General features: G+C 59.2%; 18 protein-coding genes. 9 read left to right on the top strand and 9 right to left on the bottom strand.

The genetic code is table 11. The annotated features are described in order from the left end of the window. Positions 1-10: 10 nt before the first annotated feature. Positions 11-2,215 (top strand): OsmC domain/YcaO domain-containing protein, encoded by a 2,205-nt coding sequence (locus BSU04_RS06690; protein WP_089159860.1) that lies wholly within the window; start codon positions 11-13, stop codon positions 2,213-2,215. A 366-nt stretch (positions 2,216-2,581) separates the two neighbouring features. Here the strand turns inward: BSU04_RS06690 and BSU04_RS06685 are convergent, their stop codons facing one another. Then, positions 2,582-3,475, bottom strand: a complete 894-nt coding sequence (locus tag BSU04_RS06685) for an SDR family oxidoreductase (RefSeq protein WP_089159859.1) — start codon at positions 3,473-3,475, stop codon at positions 2,582-2,584. A gap of 78 nt (positions 3,476-3,553) precedes the next feature. Here BSU04_RS06685 and BSU04_RS06680 point away from each other — a divergent pair, with 78 nt between their 5' ends. From BSU04_RS06680 to BSU04_RS48730, 4 genes are all read left to right on the top strand, one after another. After that, on the top strand, positions 3,554-4,120 hold the full coding sequence (locus BSU04_RS06680; RefSeq protein WP_089159858.1) for a TetR family transcriptional regulator: 567 nt from the start codon (positions 3,554-3,556) through the stop codon (positions 4,118-4,120). A gap of 688 nt (positions 4,121-4,808) precedes the next feature. Further along, positions 4,809-6,059 (top strand): IS256 family transposase, encoded by a 1,251-nt coding sequence (locus tag BSU04_RS06670; RefSeq protein WP_144021143.1) that lies wholly within the window; start codon positions 4,809-4,811, stop codon positions 6,057-6,059. Positions 6,060-6,506: 447 nt separating this feature from the next. Further along, complete coding sequence (locus BSU04_RS06665; RefSeq protein WP_256982257.1) at positions 6,507-7,535, top strand: NAD(P)/FAD-dependent oxidoreductase; 1,029 nt, start codon at positions 6,507-6,509, stop codon at positions 7,533-7,535. A 270-nt stretch (positions 7,536-7,805) separates the two neighbouring features. Further along, a complete protein-coding gene (locus BSU04_RS48730) occupies positions 7,806-8,054 on the top strand; it encodes a PGDYG domain-containing protein (RefSeq protein WP_089159855.1) in 249 nt (82 codons plus the stop codon). Positions 8,055-8,091: 37 nt separating this feature from the next. Here the strand turns inward: BSU04_RS48730 and BSU04_RS06655 are convergent, their stop codons facing one another. After that, positions 8,092-8,538, bottom strand: coding sequence for a nuclear transport factor 2 family protein (locus BSU04_RS06655; protein WP_179258226.1), 447 nt, complete (start codon positions 8,536-8,538; stop codon positions 8,092-8,094). Between the two features lie 111 nt (positions 8,539-8,649). Here BSU04_RS06655 and BSU04_RS06650 point away from each other — a divergent pair, with 111 nt between their 5' ends. Together BSU04_RS06650 and BSU04_RS06645 are read left to right on the top strand one after the other, a co-directional pair. Beyond that, positions 8,650-9,267 (top strand): TetR/AcrR family transcriptional regulator, encoded by a 618-nt coding sequence (locus tag BSU04_RS06650; RefSeq protein ID WP_179258225.1) that lies wholly within the window; start codon positions 8,650-8,652, stop codon positions 9,265-9,267. 91 nt (positions 9,268-9,358) lie between these two features. Continuing rightward, a complete protein-coding gene (locus BSU04_RS06645; RefSeq protein ID WP_089159853.1) occupies positions 9,359-10,057 on the top strand; it encodes a glutathione S-transferase C-terminal domain-containing protein in 699 nt (232 codons plus the stop codon). On the opposite strand, the gene BSU04_RS06640 is transcribed toward BSU04_RS06645, so the two are convergent. The 4 genes from BSU04_RS06640 to BSU04_RS06625 form a co-directional block, all read right to left on the bottom strand. Next, a complete protein-coding gene (locus BSU04_RS06640) occupies positions 10,058-10,816 on the bottom strand; it encodes an alpha/beta fold hydrolase (RefSeq protein WP_256982247.1) in 759 nt (252 codons plus the stop codon). Positions 10,817-10,936: 120 nt separating this feature from the next. Next, a complete protein-coding gene (locus BSU04_RS06635; protein WP_256982246.1) occupies positions 10,937-12,349 on the bottom strand; it encodes an ATP-binding protein in 1,413 nt (470 codons plus the stop codon). Positions 12,350-12,369: 20 nt separating this feature from the next. Further along, positions 12,370-13,083, bottom strand: coding sequence for a response regulator (locus BSU04_RS06630; RefSeq protein ID WP_089159850.1), 714 nt, complete (start codon positions 13,081-13,083; stop codon positions 12,370-12,372). A 264-nt stretch (positions 13,084-13,347) separates the two neighbouring features. Then, complete coding sequence (locus BSU04_RS06625; protein ID WP_089159849.1) at positions 13,348-13,653, bottom strand: hypothetical protein; 306 nt, start codon at positions 13,651-13,653, stop codon at positions 13,348-13,350. 416 nt (positions 13,654-14,069) lie between these two features. Here BSU04_RS06625 and BSU04_RS06620 point away from each other — a divergent pair, with 416 nt between their 5' ends. Then, on the top strand, positions 14,070-14,390 hold the full coding sequence (locus BSU04_RS06620; RefSeq protein ID WP_089159848.1) for a hypothetical protein: 321 nt from the start codon (positions 14,070-14,072) through the stop codon (positions 14,388-14,390). Positions 14,391-14,560: 170 nt separating this feature from the next. After that, positions 14,561-15,283: a carbonic anhydrase gene (locus tag BSU04_RS06615; protein ID WP_089159891.1), complete on the top strand. Its 723-nt coding sequence runs from the start codon at positions 14,561-14,563 to the stop codon at positions 15,281-15,283. Between the two features lie 144 nt (positions 15,284-15,427). Here BSU04_RS06615 and BSU04_RS06610 read toward each other — a convergent pair whose 3' ends face one another. The 3 genes from BSU04_RS06610 to BSU04_RS06600 form a co-directional block, all read right to left on the bottom strand. After that, entirely contained in the window at positions 15,428-15,979 is a 552-nt protein-coding gene (locus BSU04_RS06610) for a TonB family protein (protein ID WP_089159890.1), read from the bottom strand. Positions 15,980-16,139: 160 nt separating this feature from the next. Beyond that, positions 16,140-16,538, bottom strand: coding sequence for an ExbD/TolR family protein (locus BSU04_RS06605; protein WP_089159847.1), 399 nt, complete (start codon positions 16,536-16,538; stop codon positions 16,140-16,142). Next, the gene (locus tag BSU04_RS06600) at positions 16,535-17,140 is read right to left on the bottom strand and encodes a MotA/TolQ/ExbB proton channel family protein (RefSeq protein WP_089159846.1); all 606 of its coding nucleotides are present in this window, start codon (positions 17,138-17,140) and stop codon (positions 16,535-16,537) included. Before BSU04_RS06600 ends, BSU04_RS06605 begins: the two co-directional genes overlap by 4 nt. Between the last annotated feature and the right edge of the window lie 18 nt (positions 17,141-17,158).

The following is a 17,158-nucleotide window of genomic DNA, read 5'->3' as shown; positions in this document are numbered from 1 at the left end:
GGATTTCCCCATGGAAATTAAAGTCAACTTTCTCGATAAGCTGCGTCTTGAAGCCAAGTTCGATGATTTCACGGTCGTGTCCGACCAGCCTATCCGTTATAAGGGCGATGGGTCTGCGCCCGGTCCCTTCGATTATTTTCTGGCTTCATCGGCCTTGTGTGCAGCTTACTTTGTGAAGTTGTACTGCGTAACTCGCAATATTCCTACCGAAAACATCCGCCTGTCGCAGAATAATATTGTTGATCCGGAAAACCGGTACCAGCAGATTTTCAAGATTCAGGTCGAGTTGCCGTCGGATATCTCTGCCAAAGACCGCCAAGGTATTTTGCGCTCCATCGACCGTTGTACGGTGAAAAAAGTGGTGCAAGCCGGACCCGAGTTTGTCATTGAAGAGGTAGCGAACCTGGATGCCGATGCACAGTCGTTGCTGATGCTGAAGCCGGCTTCTGATGCCAGCACCTATATTGCGGGCAAGGATCTGCCGCTGGAGCAGACCATCGCCGATATGTCGGGCGTTTTGGCGGCCTTGGGCATCAAGATTGAAATCGCTTCGTGGCGCAATCTTGTTCCCAATGTGTGGTCGCTGCATATCCGCGATGCGCACTCGCCGATGTGTTTTACCAATGGCAAGGGAGCGACCAAAGAAAGCGCGTTGGCGTCGGCGTTGGGAGAGTATATCGAGCGATTGAATTGCAACCATTTCTACGCCGGCGCGTTCTGGGGCGAAGACATCGCCAATGCGGCGTTTGTGCATTACCCGAACGAGCGCTGGTTCAAGCCTGGCCGTAAGGATGCGCTGCCGGCTGGAATTCTGGATGCGTACTGCCTGGAAATTTATAATCCTGATGGCGAGTTGCATGGCTCACATCTGGTCGACACCAACTCCGGCAATGTGCAGCGCGGTATCTGTTCGCTGCCGTTTGTGCGGCAGTCGGACGGCGAAGTGGTGTATTTTCCGTCCAACCTGGTCGAAAACCTATATGTCAGCAATGGCATGAGTGCCGGGAACACGCTGGCCGAAGCGCAGGTGCAATGTCTATCGGAAATTTTCGAACGGGCGGTAAAGCGCGAAATTCTGGAAGGTGAAATCGCATTGCCTGATGTGCCACAGGAAGTGCTGGCGAAATATCCTGGCATTCTGGCCGGCATTCAGGGGTTGGAAGAGCAGGGCTTTCCGGTGCTAGTGAAGGATGCGTCGCTGGGAGGGGTGTACCCAGTGATGTGCGTCACCTTGATGAACCCGCGCACAGGCGGTGTGTTTGCCTCGTTCGGCGCGCACCCAAGCTTGGAGGTGGCGCTGGAGCGTAGTCTGACGGAATTGCTACAGGGCCGCAGTTTTGAAGGCCTGAACGAATTACCTCGGCCCACCTTTGCGAGTGAAGCCGTGACTGAGCCAAATAACTTTGTCGAGCACTTCATTGATTCCAGCGGTATCGTGTCATGGCGCTTTTTCAGCGCCAAAGCGGATTTCAATTTTGCTGAATGGGATTTCTCTGGCCAGGGTGCGAACTCCAATGCCGAAGAAGCCGCGACCTTGTTCGGTATTCTCGAAGACATGGGCAAGGAGGTGTACGTGGCGGTGTATGACCAGCTGGGCGCCGTAGCCTGCCGGATTTTAGTACCTGGGTATTCGGAAGTTTACCCGGTAGAGGATTTGGTCTGGGATAACACAAACAAGGCGCTGTTGTTCCGTGCCGATGTTTTGAATCTGCATCGCCTGGACGATGCCGGCCTGGCAGCAATGCTTGAACGGTTGGATAACAGTGAACTAGATGAGCACTCCGATATTGCCACTTTGATCGGCATCGAGTTTGACGAGAACACGCACTGGGGACAGTTAACCGTTCTCGAGTTGAAGCTGCTGATTCATCTCGCTTTGAAGCAATTTGAGGAGGCACAAGAGCTGGTGGGAGCCTTCCTGCAGTACAACGACAACACGGTCGAACGCGGATTGTTTTACCAGGCCTTGAATGTGGTGCTGGAGGTGCTGCTCGATGACGACCTGGAACTGGACGACTACGTAGTCAACTTCCGTCGCATGTTCGGCGACGCTCGGATGGACGCGGCAATGGGGTCAGTGGACGGCAGCGTGCGCTTCTATGGCTTAACGCCTACGAGTATGAAACTGGAGGGTCTCGATAGGCACCACCGCCTGATCGACAGTTATAAAAAATTGCATAAGGCGCGGGCGAAGGGGGCGGCTACAGCGAGTTAGCGTGACGAGTCATGGCTGGATGCGATGATGCCGTTCATCTCCAGCACAAACGCATGTTCGATACGCCAGCGGCCGTCTGTGCCGGCGTGCATCAGTGTGGATGCCGTCGTGTCCGGAGCTTCAATCCGCCTGGGGGCTAGTCAGCACACTGGCGCGCTCCTGATTGATCTTTTAGCCCCTTCGCGTCTTCGACCGAGACGACTTCTATGACGGCGATCACTGCAGCTTCTTGCATTGTGGTTCTCCGAGTTGAATTCTTTCGGGCAAGGTCCAGGCAGGTCGTCCAGTCGCAGGCCAGCTTTTTTTCGACCCTCACTTTTGATATCGGCCATTTTGGCTAGGGCCGCGCGTAGCAGGCCGCCCCACTCAGTTCCCGGGGTAGTGTCCGGCTGCAATGTCTTCCAACAGCGTCTCGTGCGTCGGCTCCCAGCCAAGCTGCGAACGCGTGCGTGCGCTGGAGGCCGGGGCGTCGGCACCGAAGAACATGCCCAGCCAGTCGAAGTGAGCCTGTGCGCGCTCGACGGGGATCGATTCCACCGGCACGTCCAGGAATTGTCCCAGCGCCGTCGCGATGTCACGCGTCGCGACGCCCTCTTCGGCGACAGCGTGCAGCACGCTGCCTGGTGTCGCCTTGTCGATCGCGAGTTGCACGAGCTTGCCGGCATCGAGCCGGTTCACCGCCGGCCAGCGGTTATGGCCCTCGCCGATGTAGCCCGACATGCGCTTTTCGCGAGCGATGCGCGCCAGCACCGCGACGAATCCGTGGTCAGCGCCCGCGCCATGCACCGTGGGAGCGAAGCGCACGACCATTGACCTGATACCGCGATCGGCCAAGCCCAACGTGTAGGCCGCGTTGGCAATGCGCGGATGGACCCCGGCGCTCGGCATGTCCGTCTCGGTGCCCACGCGGCCCGGGGCCAGCCCCAGTGTGCCCGAGGCGATCAGCAGCGGGCCGCCAGTGCCTTGCAGTACGTCGGCGAACGTGTCGATGGCCGCGCGGTCGGTCTGCGCAGCGGCCGCCATCTGCGAGAAATCGTGGTTGTAGCCGAGGTGCACGACGCCCTCGGCTAGCGTCGCTGCGCCGCGCAGGCTGGCAAGGTCGTCCAGGCTGCCGCGCACCACTTCGGCACCAAGCTCGACGATCCTGGCTGCGGACGCGTCGTTGCGGGCGAGGCCGAGGACGTGGTGCCCTGCAGAAATGAGTTCCTTGACGCTGGCCGAACCGATCCAGCCCGAAGCGCCGGTGACGAGAATTCGCATGAGATGCTCCTTTGATGTCATTGAGTGACATCAGTATAGGCCTATGATGTCACACTGTGTCAACACAAGAGAGAAAATATGGGTCGCTGGGAACCCGATGCTGAGAGCCGTTTCCGTGCTGCGGCCATTGAACTGTTCGGGGAGGTAGGCTACGAGCAGACGACCGTGGCAGCCATCGCGGAACGCGCGGGGCTGACCGCGCGCACGTTCTTTCGCTACTTCGCCGACAAGCGCGAAGTGCTCTTCAATGGTTCCGAACGTCTTCAGCAGACGATGGTCGATGCGCTGGCTCAGGCGCCGGCCGAGGTTTCAGCGATAGACGCGATCGCCGCCGCCTTGATGAAGGCCGGCGATTTCTTCGATGACGACCGCCGCCCGTTCGCGCGCCTGCGCAGCACGGTGATCGCGGCGAACACGGACCTGCGCGAGCGCGAGCTGATCAAGCTGGCGACGTTGTCCGCGGCGCTCGCACAGGCGCTGCGCGAGCGCGGTGTCGGCGAGCCGGACGCGAGCCTTGCGGCCGAGGCGGGCATCGCCGTCTTTCGGGTTGCGTTCGTGCAGTGGGTCAGCGAATCCGAGCGACGCGGCTACGTCGGGATCGTGAAGGAGTCGCTTGCGCGACTGAGAATGCTCGCGGCCAGCTGACCGGTTTGCTTATGAGGCAGTGGGAGGGGAGAGAGACCTCATCAGCAGGCAAGTTGCGGGGAAATCATGCAAGAAATTCACGATCGGAGGAGAACCAAGGATTTCGCCGAAGGGTTCCGTGCTGATCTTGTTCACGGACCGACCAGCCATTGATCCTGAAGCCATAATCTTTAAGTTTGAAGAGATAGCAGTGAGCGTCGACGTTGTATCCGAAGAGGAATTGCATCAAACCGTTTTTAATCTCTTAGGTGTGCACGACAAGTGTCGCACCGGGGCGCTTCGTTTTCGACGCAACGACAAGGCTCCGTTTCTAGGCGATGAGAACGATATCGCTGCGCGTCCCTTCGTCCAGTTCGCCCTCCGGAGGCCCCGAGCTTGGCTCTGGAGCGCGACGAAGACAACACGGCGAGCGAAGCGGATGAATGGCTGCGGATGCTGATCGCCATGGCGGCTGATTGGGCGGAGCCCGGCACAAGGCCAGCGTGGTCGATCCGAATGGTCATCTGTGGATTGCGAAGTATCCTAGCGTTCGAGATGAGTTCGATGTCGGCGCATGGCAAATGGGGGTGTACACGCTGGCTAAGGCGTGCGGGCCTTGCGTTCCCGACGCACTTGGGTATTCCGAGGGTGTAATTAGTTTTGTGTAAACGGTCATTTGGCAGGAGACTGCCAGCATCCAGGAGCAACGATGACCGTAGTGAAGCGCAACAAACGAGTGAAACCCGATCCTGAGTTGGTGAAACTGGCGGACAGCCTGTTGGCGAACTACCAGAAGCCTGAGGATTTGATTGGCGAGAATGGCCTGCTCAAGCAGCTTACCAAGATGTTGGTCGAGCGGGCTCTGGAAACGGAGCTGTCAGAGCATTTGGGTCACGGCAAAAGCGAAACGGTAACCAATGCCACGGGCAACACGCGCAATGGCCACAGCGCCAAGACGTTGCAGGGCGAGTTTGGCGAATTACCGCTCGATATCCCGCGAGACCGTCAAGGCGCGTTCGAGCCGAAGCTGGTGACGCGCCACCAGACACGCTGGGCGGGCTTTGACGACAAGATCATCTCGCTGTACGCCCGCGGCTTGAGCGTGCGCGAGATCCAGGCTCATCTGGAAGAAATGTATGGCACGGAGGTTTCGCCCACGCTGATCTCGGCTGTGACCGATGCGGTGAGCGAGGAGGTGAAGCTTTGGCAAGGCCGCCCGCTCGACGCGCTGTACCCGATCATTTATCTGGACTGCATCCACGTCAAGGTACGCGACAGCGGGCCTGTGCGTACCAAGGCGGTGTACTTGGCGATTGGCGTGAACATGAACGGCCACAAGGAGGTTCTGGGGTTGTGGATCGCCCAGACCGAGGGTGCCAAGTTCTGGCTACAGGTGGTGACGGAGTTGAAGACGCGCGGCGTGCAGGACATCTTCATCGCCTGTGTGGACGGGCTCAAGGGCTTTCCAGAAGCGATTGAAGCGGTCTATCCGAAAGCGACGGTGCAGCTTTGTATCGTGCACATGGTGCGCAACAGCCTAAACTTCGTGTCTTGGAAACTGCAGCGCGAAGTCGCCGCCGATCTGAGGACGATTTATACGTCGACGACCGTCGAGGTGGCCGAGCAGATGCTCAGCGCCTTTGAAGCCAAATGGGATAAGGAATACCCGTCGGTCGGCCAGAGCTGGAGGCGCAACTGGGCCCGAGTGATCCCGTTCTTCAACTACCCGCCGGAGATCCGAAAAGTGATTTATACGACCAACGCGATCGAATCGATCAACATGAGCCTTCGCAAAGTCATCAAGACCCGAAGCTCATTTCCAACCGACGACGCAGTAACCAAGCTGTTTTACCTGGCGTTGAACAACATCAGCAAGAAATGGTCGATGCCAATCAGAGACTGGAAGGCGGCTCTAAACCGCTTCGCTATCCAGTTCGAAGACCGGATGTCGCCGGGTTAAACGAAAACCCGTTTACACAAAATTCGGGACACCCCCGGTATTCCCGTCGCGCAGCAACGACATTTTGCGACTGCCTTTCGGCTATCTGAGCAATCGGCGAGCGGATAAGCAGTGAGTTGAATCGTCGAAATTCGCGCTGGATCATTCCGACGATGCGTTGCTAATGTCATGCCGTGGCGACATCTTTACCGCTGCGCGTCTGCAAGACGAGCAATAAAACCATCGCAAGTCCCCACGCTGCTGGTGGTGCTTTCGTTGCCCTGGACCAGCAGGTTCTGTATGGTGAATCAACAGACGCAGCGCTCGCATGCATCACACCACGGATACCGAATGACTTCTGAATCAGACACACGCGTCGGCGCATCAACAGCGCCTACATCCCCTACATCCCCTACATCCCCTACATCCCCTACATCCCCTACATCCCCTACATCCCCTACATCCCCGATAAGTACCGATGTCCTGATCGTCGGCGCCGGGCCCGTAGGCCTCTTTGCCGCATTCGAGGCGGGGGTGGTCGGCTTATCGTGTCAGATCGTCGATACGCTCGAACGGATCGGAGGCCAATGTATCGAGTTGTATCCCGACAAGCCCATCTACGATATCCCCGCCATTCCTTCGTGCACCGCCCGCGAACTGGTCGACCGGCTCATGGAGCAATGTCGCCCCTTTAATGTCCCGATTCACTTAGGTCAACGAGTCGAAACCGTTCAGCAGCGCGAAGACGGCCGCTGGACGGTCACGACAGGCCAAGGCCTCGTCTTCGATACCGCCGCGATCATGCTGGCCGCCGGGAACGGTGCGTTCGTACCGCAGCGTCTCGCACTGCCCGAAGCGACACCGCTTGAAGACAGCCACGTCCACTACAGCGTGCGCAATCTCGCCGATTTCGCCGATAAGACCGTGATAGTCGCCGGCGGCGGTGACTCCGCGCTCGATTGGGCGCTGGCCTTGCGCCAAGTTGCGCGCCGAGTCGTGCTGGTGCATCGGCGCAATGGGTTCAGCGCGGTGGCATCGAGTGTCGATGAGATGAGGCGCGCGGTGGACGCGGACGAAATGGAGTTCATGGTCGGTTCCATCGCGGCGCTGGCCGCACCCGAGAACAAGCTGGCATCGATCGAGATCCGGCAGATTGGGGGCACCGCGCAGATCGATGCGGATCATCTGGTGGTGCTGTACGGTCTGGTTGCCGACCTTGGACCGATCGCGAACTGGGGGTTAAAAATAATCGGTGGCCGGGTCGACGTGGATACGTCGAACTACGAAAGCTCGCGACCGGGGATCTTCGCGGTGGGGGATATAGCGAATTATCCGAACAAGCAAAAGCTGATTCTTTCGGGTTTTCATGAGGCGTCGCTGGCGCTGAGGAAGGCATATACGTACGCGCACCCCGACAAGAAGCGGGTGCATGTCCATTCCAGTTACGACGCCGGTTTGGCCGACCGTATTGCGACGGGTTCGACGCATCAGGCGTGAGATTCCGGGTTCCGCCCAACGCTTGTCAGCTAACCTAGTTTGCAAAGCGCCCAGCGATCCAGACACGAACAAGCGCAGCTATTGGCGCGCAAGACCGCAAGACCGGGCGAGCACGCCTGGTAAAAGGCTCGGTAGTGTTGCCAAGCGCGACACGGTCAACTAAATTCAAGTTTATGAGTTGATTGGCCGTAAATCCGGCGGGGCGCCTCCGATGCTTCGTCGCAAGCGCCTATGCCACGACCTGTGTGTTGGGCATCCTAGCGGAAGGCAATGATGGATCAAAGCAATCGACCCGTGACGGACCGTTATGCCAAACGGCGTGATCCGGTTGAAGTTGAAATCGCACAAGCGCCCGGAGTACCGGCAACCCTTGAAGGCGAAGTGGGATATAACGCCGGCGATGCCCTTATCACTGGAGTAAAGGGCGAGCGTTGGCCCGCTTCGCGTGAACGGTTCGAACGCACCTATGAAGCCTTGCCGCCCACTCGGCCTGGTGAATCAGGGCGGTATAGGCGATGACCGAACGAAGTATCGGCGCGCCGGATGGATGCGCCTTTCAAGCTTGCCCCACAGTCGCCGCGATCCGTTCCGCAAGTTCGCGCGTGTCCCAATACACGCGTCCTTCGATCATGCGGTCGCCCTGTAGGCAAAAGCGATCCACCCCTGTCCAGCTAAGCGGTTGACCAGCAACGCTCGCGCTTGCTCGCCATTCGATCATCACGGCATTCTCCGTGGGCGCCCATCGCTCAACGGCGATTCTTAAATCGGGTAACTGCTGCAGCACCTGCCGGAAGAGCTCGACTACATCCTCCCGATTACCCGGCGTCTTCATCGGCGGGATCAGATTTTGAGTATCGGGATGCATCAGTTCGCGCAGATCGTCGGCTCGCGGGTGATCCCAGTGTTCAGCGAATCGTCCAACAATATCTCGCGCGGCGGCCAGTTGCTCGGACGTAGGCGGCACATAACGCGCGGCGGCATCAACGCGGATTGCTTCTGTCATGAGTTTCTCCATGTCGGCGCTGCGGGGACACGCCCAGTGCGGTCCCATTTCACATACACCGTGTATGTAACATACCATGAGAATTCAAAAGACGCCGGGTACACTAAAACGATGAACCTGCCCACGCCCATCAAGACACGCCGCGAGGAGTACGCCGATCAGACCCGTTCGGCGTTACTCGCGGCCGCTCGTACGATCTTCACGACCCAGGGTTTTGCCCAAGCGAATGTCGGCGAGATTGCCGAGATTGCGCGCGTGACACGCGGCGCCTTCTATCATCACTTCGAGGACAAACAAGCGTTGTTCGAAGCGCTGGTCGTGTCGTTGCAGGCGGCTGCAGCGCAGCAGATCCGGGCCCATGCGGTGGCCGAGCCGAACGTCGAAGCGCGAGTGATGGCGGGAGCGGCCGCTTTTCTCGATAGTTGTATGGAACCCGCGTACCGGCGGCTGGTGATCCAGGACGCGCCCGCCGTTCTCGGTGAGCGCCGCTGCCGTGAGATCAGCGAGGCTTACCCATACGGGCTGCTGATAGCCGCGGTGACGGAGCTCAGGAAGGTGGGACGTCTTGATTGTGAGAACCCGTACCTGGTGGCAAGAATGATCGGTTCAATGATCTGCGAGGCTGCGCTGCTCCTGGATGGAGCGGGGTCGTCGGAGGAGGAGTTGAAGCAACAGGCGCTGGCGATCGTCGCGCGGGTTTTTGCCGCTTTCTCCTGTCCGCCCGCATGAGCGCTTCCGTTTGCTCGCCACGCAGGCTGGAATAAACTAAGGGCGGCTATGTCCACGCCCGCCACGCGGCACCCTCTTCAGGGAGCGTTGCATGATCACTCTCTTTTCATACCCGGAACTGTACGGTCTCGAAGACAACAATCCGTATGGTCTGAAGGTATTCGCATTCCTCAAGCTCTGCGGTTTGCCTTTCGAGCATCGGCATATCCTCGATACAAAATCTGCACCCCGCGGACAGCTTCCGTACGTGACCGACGGCCAGGAATCGATTGGCGATAGCGACGCGATCATCGCTTATCTGAAGCGGCAGTACGGCCTCGCTATTGACGATGCGCTGACACGCATCCAGCATGACCTGAGCTTTTTGATCGGGCGGGCGCTCGACGATCTGTATTGGGTCATGTCGTATTCACGCTGGAGCGATCCGCGTTTCTGGCCGGTCTTCAAGGACGCGTTCCTGGCGGCACATCCTGGCATTACCCCAGATAGCCTCGACGCGGCAAGACAATACAACTTCGAGCGGTATCGATATCAAGGCATCGGTCGCTTTGAAACCGGCGAGGTCTATGCGCGAGGGATCGCCGATTTGCAGGTGATATCGAATCTGCTTGGGGATAGTGAATTCCTGTTCGGCGCGCAGCCGGCAGGTATCGACGCCAGCGTTTATGGCTTCGTGGCGAACATCTTTTTCTACGATATAGACACGCCGCTCAAGCAGTTCGTTTTGACGCAGCCTGAGCTTGTGCGGCACTGCCGCGCAATTCGTGCGGCGATAGCCAGATCCGCCTGACTACGACGCGTACCGGAGCAATTTGGCAGCAAGCGCTTCGGGCGCGCTGATCATTGCGTCGTGTCCGGTTTCTACTTCGTCCCACGCCCAGTCTTCTTGAGCACGCACGAAGTCGCGGCTGGCTTGCAACGGCTCGTACACCGGATCGACACACTGGATGTACACCTTCGGGATCGTACCGCCCACGGGTCCGTTGAGCATCATGGGGTCAACAAAGGTCTTCAGCGGATGCGGCGTACAGTTGCGTTCAAGCAGCGCCACCTGGGATGGCTCGAACACCCCGAACGCGCTCGCGGGCGGCACGGGTATGGAGAGGCCGCCGCTGGTCTCGTTCGACTGCGCGATGCGTCCTGCCACGATCTCGGGCGCAAGCCGGGAGAACGCCGTCTGTCCGTGCTCGAGCACGACGGCGTCAAGAAAGACAAGCTGGCGGATGCGCCGGGGCGCGCGATCTGCCGCACCGGTGATCGGCAGTCCGCCAAAACTGTGGCCGACCAAGACGACGTCGGTCAGGTCTTCGTACTCGAGGACATTGACGACGTCCTGGATGAAGACACTGAGATCAATAGCCTTCGAGAGCAGATGTGCACGTTCGCCCAGGCCGCTGAGCGTAGGGGTAAAGACCTGATGCCCATGAGCGCGCAAGATTTGGGCGACGGTCTTCCAGCACCATCCACCATGCCAGGCGCCGTGAACCAGTACGTAGGTTGTGCCTTCGCGGGCAATGGTTGTATCGATCAGATTGTGAGGGGTAGTCAAGGCCGTCTCCATCTCCAACTCCATCTTCGTCTTGTCTTTGTCGGCAAAGTGTTGCGCAGCGCGATCATTTCAGCCGCGCTGGGACGGAAATAGTACGCGCAACAAGTGTTCAATGTGCGCTCAACGTTTTACTTGCGAGGGCTCTTGAGCCGCGCCGCGTTCTTCTTGCGAGCGCTGATTCCCTGGCCTCGTTGTCAAGGAGACGATAGCTGCAAACCCGCCGCCTTCACGCTGCAGCAGCTGAAGTTCACCGCCATGCAGCTTCGCGATCCTTTCGACGATAGCCAGACCCAACCCCGTCCCTCCCGGATGCGCGCCCGTCGAACGCCCGCGTTTGAACGGCGCTTTCAATGCATCGAGATCCCCAGCATTCACGCCGTTGCCACGATCGGCGATCTCCACGTACGCGGTGTGACTGGCATCGTCTTCCCAGGTACGCGCCGACAACCCCACGCGGCCGTACAGCACCGCGTTCTGCATCAGGTTCATCAGAACGCGCATGACGCTGATAGGACGGAACGCGAATGGTTGCAGCTCGCCCAGAGTCAGCTCGAACACGTGACCAAGACCGGCGAAGTCGGCGGCAAGGCTAGTCACCAGCGCATTCAGGTCACCGACCTCGGCCGCTTCACGCGTGCCGCTACCAGCATAGTCCATGAACTGCTGGAGAATGGCGTCGATCTGATCGAGATAATGATCCGTCGATAGCGCGAGTTCATCATGTTCTTCCGATGGTGTGGTCATTGCCACGGCCAGGCGCAGCTTCGTCAACGGCGTGCGGATATCGTGCGAGATACCGGCGAGCATCAGCGAACGGGTCGCATCGGCTTCCTGCAAAGCGTGGACCATCTGGTTGAATGCGACGCTGACTTGCGCGATCTCGGTCGTTCCATCGACACGCAGTGCTTGTGGCGCGTCGCCGGAGCTCAAGCGGTGCGCTGCGTTGGCGAGATCGCGCAAGGGCCGGTTGATATGGCGCTGGATCAGGTAGGCGGTGACGATGGCAAGCCCGCCAAGCGCGAGCGACAGCGCGACAGCGGAGAGCATGCCGTCGTTGTGAGCGGCTTCAGGAACGGGCAGGGCGATCCAGCTAGGTTCGTGACCAAGATGCGCGCGAATCCAAAGCCGTTGCTCGCCTTGCGTCTGCCATTGAACCTCCATGCCCGCGGGCAAATGCTGGCGTAAGGTATCGATAAAAACATCGCGCTGATAAGTCCGATAAAAATTGCGCCATGTCAGCGAAGGTTCGGAGGCGGCGCCGGCGGGGAATTGCCGGCTGGCTTCGAAGCGAACCGCGAGTGCGCTCTGTGCGTCAGGCGCGACGGTCTTCAGCAGGTCATCGAGCGTTTGCACGTAGATCGCGAAAGTCTCGGCGGCGCGTTCGATCCGTGGTCTCTGAACAAAGTGCATTAGTACGCTTAACGAGCTGATCTGGCTGACAATGACCAGTGCCACGAGCAGCGCGATATTGCGTGCGAACAACGAGCGCGGCAGCGTGACTGAGCCCATTCGAGGGCTTATGCGAGGGCTCATGCGTCGGCTCATGCGAGGTCTCATGGTTCGACTTCCGCGACCAGCATGTAGCCCACGCCCCACACCGTCTTGACGAAGCGCGGTTTCGACGGATCGGCTTCCACGATTTGTCTCAGCCGTAGTACCTGCACGTCGATACTGCGATCAAGCGCATCGTGGTCGCGTCCGCGTGAGCGGGCGATCAGATTGTCACGGCTAACGGGCCGGTTCGGTGAAGCACCCAGAGCATTCAATAGCAGCATCTGGGTCGAATGAATCTCGAACAACTCGCCGCACCTGTAGAGGCGCTGTTTGCCGAGATCGAGGCAATAGTCGCCGAAACGCACGGTCTGCGACCTGAGTACAGGTTCGCCCGCAGCGATCTTCTGGCGTCTGAGCAGCGCGCGAACGCGTGCGACGAGTTCACGCGGCAGGAACGGTTTGGCGAGGTAGTCGTCGGCGCCGGTTTCGAGACCAATGACCTTGTCGACGGGATCGCCCTTGGCGGTGAGGATGAGAATGGGCAGTGTCTGGCCTTCGGCACGCAAGCGCCGGCACACCGATAGCCCATCCTCCTGATCCATCATCAGGTCGAGAATCAGCAGATCGAAAGGCTCGCGCTGCAGATAGCGATCAAGTCGCTTGCTGTCGGCGACCACGCGGACTTCGAACCCGTGACTGCTCAGGAAACGCTGCAGCATGTTGCGCAACTCGGCTTCGTCGTCGAGAACGATGATCTTCGGCTGACTCTCCATTCATGCCTCCTTCGATGCGTCGGACGGATGTGCTTCGTGACGTTCGGCAAGCCGCTGTAGCAGTGCTTGGGACGGCAGGTTTTCAAACTGCGGGTTCTCCACGCGCGTGGCCAGCTAGTTGAAGCAGGGCCGACTGTCACGCAACCGGCGAGCGGCACAATGAGCGCCGCGCTGGCTGCGAGAAGAGGACAACGCGGACCTCAATTCAAAGACAATAGTCCAGTACGCACAGAACAAAAAGCTTCCACTGCTGTCGCGTCACCGTCAGTGCGATGTCGCGCGCTGCTGCATGAATTGCTCGATTTGCGGCAGCGTGATGTAGCCAGCTTTTTGCGTGTCGATCTGGTCGAAGTTCTGCGCGACCATCGGCATGCCTTGCGCTGCTTGCGCCTGGGTCAGCTTGCCGTCGTGCGTGGTGTTGGCGGCAGCAAAGCGCGCCTGCAGTTGCTGCATCGCACGCTCCATGCGTTGCGGGCTGACCGTGGCTTGCGGCGCGGTTTGCGCCATGGCGCCTGTGCTGGCGAAGGAGGCGGCGATGGACAGGACAAGGATGGTAAGCGTGTTTTTCATGGGGTTCTCCAGTGACTTCCAGTGAATGAAGGGTTCGTTTGCCATTGGTTGCGGGTGTTTGCGTTTGGCCGTCAGGAGCGGCCAAGACCAATGGCAGACCGAAGCTTATCGGCCAGCACCCGAAAATGAATGACAAACCGGCTACGAATCATGTCACCACATGTCATGCATCGTGCCGATAACTAAGCATCTACTCCCTACAAAAATTGCGTGCCCTGACGTGTGAGCACGGATGACCGTGACATCGAATGAAATATGTTTTGACGTGGTTTTCAACCGCGGTTTGCGTATCTTTCGGTGGTCGGCGCTACGAGCGCTTCAACAGATTCGCAAGGCTCTGAAGCAATGCGAATTGCCCGGCGGAACGGCTTCCAAAGCGAAGACGAGACCTGCCGATCGAATTGAAGGGAATTCACATGAATATTCGTCTTATCAGTGCATCCGCCGCCACTGCTCTTGGTTTCATGCTCTGCGCCGGCGCTGAAGCACGGACATTCGTTGTATACGCCGGACCGGCTGTGGTTTATGTACCGCCGCCGCGGCCTGTTTACTACAGCGTCCCGGTTCAGCGGAGGTACGTCGCGGTGGTGCCCGCGGCTCCTGTTGTTGCGGTCCGCATGCCGGCGCCGAAGCCAGTGGTTTATGTGCCAGTGCAGGGCGGCTACGCTGCCGTGCCTGTGGCGAACGTAAGCTACGCACAACCCGTCGCCGTGGTGCCGGTCGCCGGCATGCGCTGAGCTAGTCGAAGTTTTGGGCTCAGCAATCGTGATTGGCGCAGCGACGACTATCGTGTAACCGGGCGAAAAACACGTTCTCCCGCGCGCGGTTGACGCACTGTCCAGGAGCGTCGGACGCGCATCTGCGTCCCGTGATGGGTGTGGCGTTTATTCCTCTGGAGGAGTTTTCCATGTGCGTTCATTCGATGTGTTCCTTGTCGCGCCGGCGCGCTCTTTTTGCCGGCGCGGCATCCGCGGTCCTTGCTGCATTTTCGTTGCATGATGCACGCGCCGATCAACCTTCAGCGGGGCCTGGTCCCAACGCGATTGCACCCTCGGATGCACTTGCACGCCTGCTGCAGGGCAACGAGCGATATGTTGATAATGTCCCTGCAAACAAGGACTATTCCGCTGGCCGGGCGGCACGAGTGACGGCGCAATATCCCATTGCGGCGATTCTCGGTTGCGCGGATTCAAGGGTTTCACCTGAGTTGGCGTTCGATCAAGGTCCGGGCGATCTTTTCGTCGTAAGGGTCGCGGGTAATTTCGTCAACGACGATGGACTCGCCAGCCTGGAATACGGGGTGAAGTTCTTGGGTGTACCGTTGATCGTGGTGCTTGGACATACACATTGCGGCGCGGTCTCCGCCGCAGTCAAGGTGATCCGTGAAGGTGCCGTCTTGCCGGGGCATTTGCCCGAACTGGTCAGGGCGATCACGCCGGCCGTCGAGATCGCCAAGACGCATGGACATGGCGATCTGGTGGCGGACGCCACGATCGAAAATGTGCGGCTGAACGTCAACCGGTTGAGGGTCTCGAAGCCGCTGATCGGAGAGTATGTGAGGGCGGGCAAGGTGCAAGTGATCGGAGCGATCTACGATCTCGCTTCGGGGATGGTCAGGGTGGTCGATTGAAGCGATCGTCCAGGTCCACGTGAGTTAAAAGTATGGGCGTCAACCGCCGGAGCGTGATGGGCCGCTTACCCATCTAGAGTGCCGTCGCCAGGATAAAACGCGAGAAAGAGCATTGCCTTCGCTGCTCGCGCCAAGGACAGGGGTTTAACTCACGTTGAAATGCACGCGCACGTCCTGATGACTCTCCACGGGATGTCCACCTTGCATCGCGGGGAAAAATCGCCATTTGCTCAGCGTTTCAAGTAGTAAAGCATTCAGGCGAGGGTTTTGCGTCGGCTTCGAAAGTTCTACTTCAATCGTCCCATCCGCGTGAATATCGAAACGCGCGACGGCGATCGCCTGATAGGAGTCCTCGCGAAGATCGTCGGGGAGAGAAGGCATCAGCTGACTGATGACGCGTGCGTCGGAGCGCGCTGAAGGGGCCTCAGTATTGCTTGTTGACGTAGAAGACGACGTTGTCACAGCGGCTGTGGATGTTGCTGCGGGGCTCGCCTCCGGCGACGCTGGCGGTGCCGGTTGGTCCGTTTTCGCAACTACGCGGTTCGGGGTTGGATGCTGGATTTCATGCGGTTTCGCCACTCGGGCCGGCGTTGGATCCCGTCGGGCGTGCAGTTGCGGCGTGACTGCCGCAGGGGGTGCCCAAGGGGCAGCAGCACGCGCATTCGCGGGGGGCGTGGCCAATTCGACAAGACGCATTTCCACAGTCGCTTGCACCGGGACGGCACTCGGCAGAGGCCGTAAGAGCGGGTCCACGAACTGGGTCAGCAGAACGGCCCAAAGCACAAACGCAATCAGAAGGGCCACGCTAAATCTGATTCGTGGCGCACCCATCAAACCTGCCCGGCTCCCTTTCTCCCTACTCACGATGTATGGCAATCAGGAAATGCTCCGCACCCGCGCGACGTGCGGCGAGCATGGCCTGAACGACGGCTCCTTGCGCCGCGGCGTCGTCCGCGGCGATGATCACGTTCCGGTCCGGTTTGAGAAGCCGCCGGACGCGGGCTTCCACCTCATCCAGGCGAACGGGCTGACGATTTAGAAAGACCGTGTTCGATCGATCGATCGCCAGTGTCAAAGGCTGATCTTCGGACATCCGCTGTGCCTGTCCGGACGGCAAATCGACCTTGACGGCATCCAGACGTTGCATGGCCAGCGATGCCAGCATGAAGGTCGCGAGCAGAAAGAACATCACGTCGATCATCGGAATGATCTCGATGCGCCCACGCTTCGATGCCCGCGAGCGCCGGAACTTCATCGCGTGTCTCCGGCCATCGGTCCGGCGCTTTCGGCCTTGAGCCGAATCTCGCTGAGGCGCTCGTTGGCGTGCACTTCGAGGTCATCGATCAGACGTTCAAGGCGTCGCGAGAAATAATTGAAGGCGAAAAGCGCGAACAACGCGACGACCAATCCAATAGCTGTCGCCACCAGCGATTGCGCCACGCCACCGGTGACACCGCCAGGATTAACCAGGCTGTTGCCACCGAATAGCTGGAACGAATGCATCATTCCGACAATGGTCCCCAGCAGCCCGAGCAAGGGCGCAGCCGTCACGATAGTCTCCAACACCCAGAAGCCGCGGCTCATGTCCCGTTCGATCCTCGTTGCGACCGATTGAGCACGTTCTTCGACCAGCCATAGTGGTGTTCCGGCTGGCGCTGTCACCGCTGCATAAAGGCGGCTGAACGCATTCTGTGCCGGCAGTGCATTGGTGCCGGTTCCGGGTTGGCTTGCAAATCGCACGAACACGTACGCGCGATCGATTACGATAGCGATCGCCAGCACGGCGAGCAGCGTGAGCGGGTACACCACCCAGCCACCTACTCGCGCTGCGGCAGTCATACCTGCCCAATCCTGCATGATCGAAGCCTTTTCGTT

The sequence above is a fragment of the Caballeronia sordidicola genome, from assembly GCF_002220365.1.
Taxonomy (GTDB): domain Bacteria; phylum Pseudomonadota; class Gammaproteobacteria; order Burkholderiales; family Burkholderiaceae; genus Caballeronia; species Caballeronia sordidicola_C.
Note: the sequence above shows the minus strand (reverse complement) of the source record. Positions and strands in the feature narration are given on the sequence as shown.

Bases quoted from the DNA above. Each gene is read 5' to 3' on its own strand.
- BSU04_RS06690 (WP_089159860.1), top strand. From the start codon at position 11: ATGGAAATTAAAGTCAACTTTCTCGATAAGCTGCGTCTTGAAGCCAAG.
- BSU04_RS06635 (WP_256982246.1), bottom strand. From the start codon at position 12,349: ATGAGCCCTCGCATAAGCCCTCGAATGGGCTCAGTCACGCTGCCGCGC.
- BSU04_RS06620 (WP_089159848.1), top strand. From the start codon at position 14,070: ATGAATATTCGTCTTATCAGTGCATCCGCCGCCACTGCTCTTGGTTTC.
- BSU04_RS06625 (WP_089159849.1), bottom strand. From the start codon at position 13,653: ATGAAAAACACGCTTACCATCCTTGTCCTGTCCATCGCCGCCTCCTTC.
- BSU04_RS06600 (WP_089159846.1), bottom strand. From the start codon at position 17,140: ATGCAGGATTGGGCAGGTATGACTGCCGCAGCGCGAGTAGGTGGCTGG.
- BSU04_RS06685 (WP_089159859.1), bottom strand. From the start codon at position 3,475: ATGCGAATTCTCGTCACCGGCGCTTCGGGCTGGATCGGTTCGGCCAGC.
- BSU04_RS06670 (WP_144021143.1), top strand. From the start codon at position 4,809: ATGACCGTAGTGAAGCGCAACAAACGAGTGAAACCCGATCCTGAGTTG.
- BSU04_RS06610 (WP_089159890.1), bottom strand. From the start codon at position 15,979: ATGCGTCTTGTCGAATTGGCCACGCCCCCCGCGAATGCGCGTGCTGCT.
- BSU04_RS06615 (WP_089159891.1), top strand. From the start codon at position 14,561: ATGTGCGTTCATTCGATGTGTTCCTTGTCGCGCCGGCGCGCTCTTTTT.
- BSU04_RS06605 (WP_089159847.1), bottom strand. From the start codon at position 16,538: ATGAAGTTCCGGCGCTCGCGGGCATCGAAGCGTGGGCGCATCGAGATC.
- BSU04_RS06680 (WP_089159858.1), top strand. From the start codon at position 3,554: ATGGGTCGCTGGGAACCCGATGCTGAGAGCCGTTTCCGTGCTGCGGCC.
- BSU04_RS48730 (WP_089159855.1), top strand. From the start codon at position 7,806: ATGATGGATCAAAGCAATCGACCCGTGACGGACCGTTATGCCAAACGG.
- BSU04_RS06650 (WP_179258225.1), top strand. From the start codon at position 8,650: ATGAACCTGCCCACGCCCATCAAGACACGCCGCGAGGAGTACGCCGAT.
- BSU04_RS06655 (WP_179258226.1), bottom strand. From the start codon at position 8,538: ATGACAGAAGCAATCCGCGTTGATGCCGCCGCGCGTTATGTGCCGCCT.
- BSU04_RS06630 (WP_089159850.1), bottom strand. From the start codon at position 13,083: ATGGAGAGTCAGCCGAAGATCATCGTTCTCGACGACGAAGCCGAGTTG.
- BSU04_RS06645 (WP_089159853.1), top strand. From the start codon at position 9,359: ATGATCACTCTCTTTTCATACCCGGAACTGTACGGTCTCGAAGACAAC.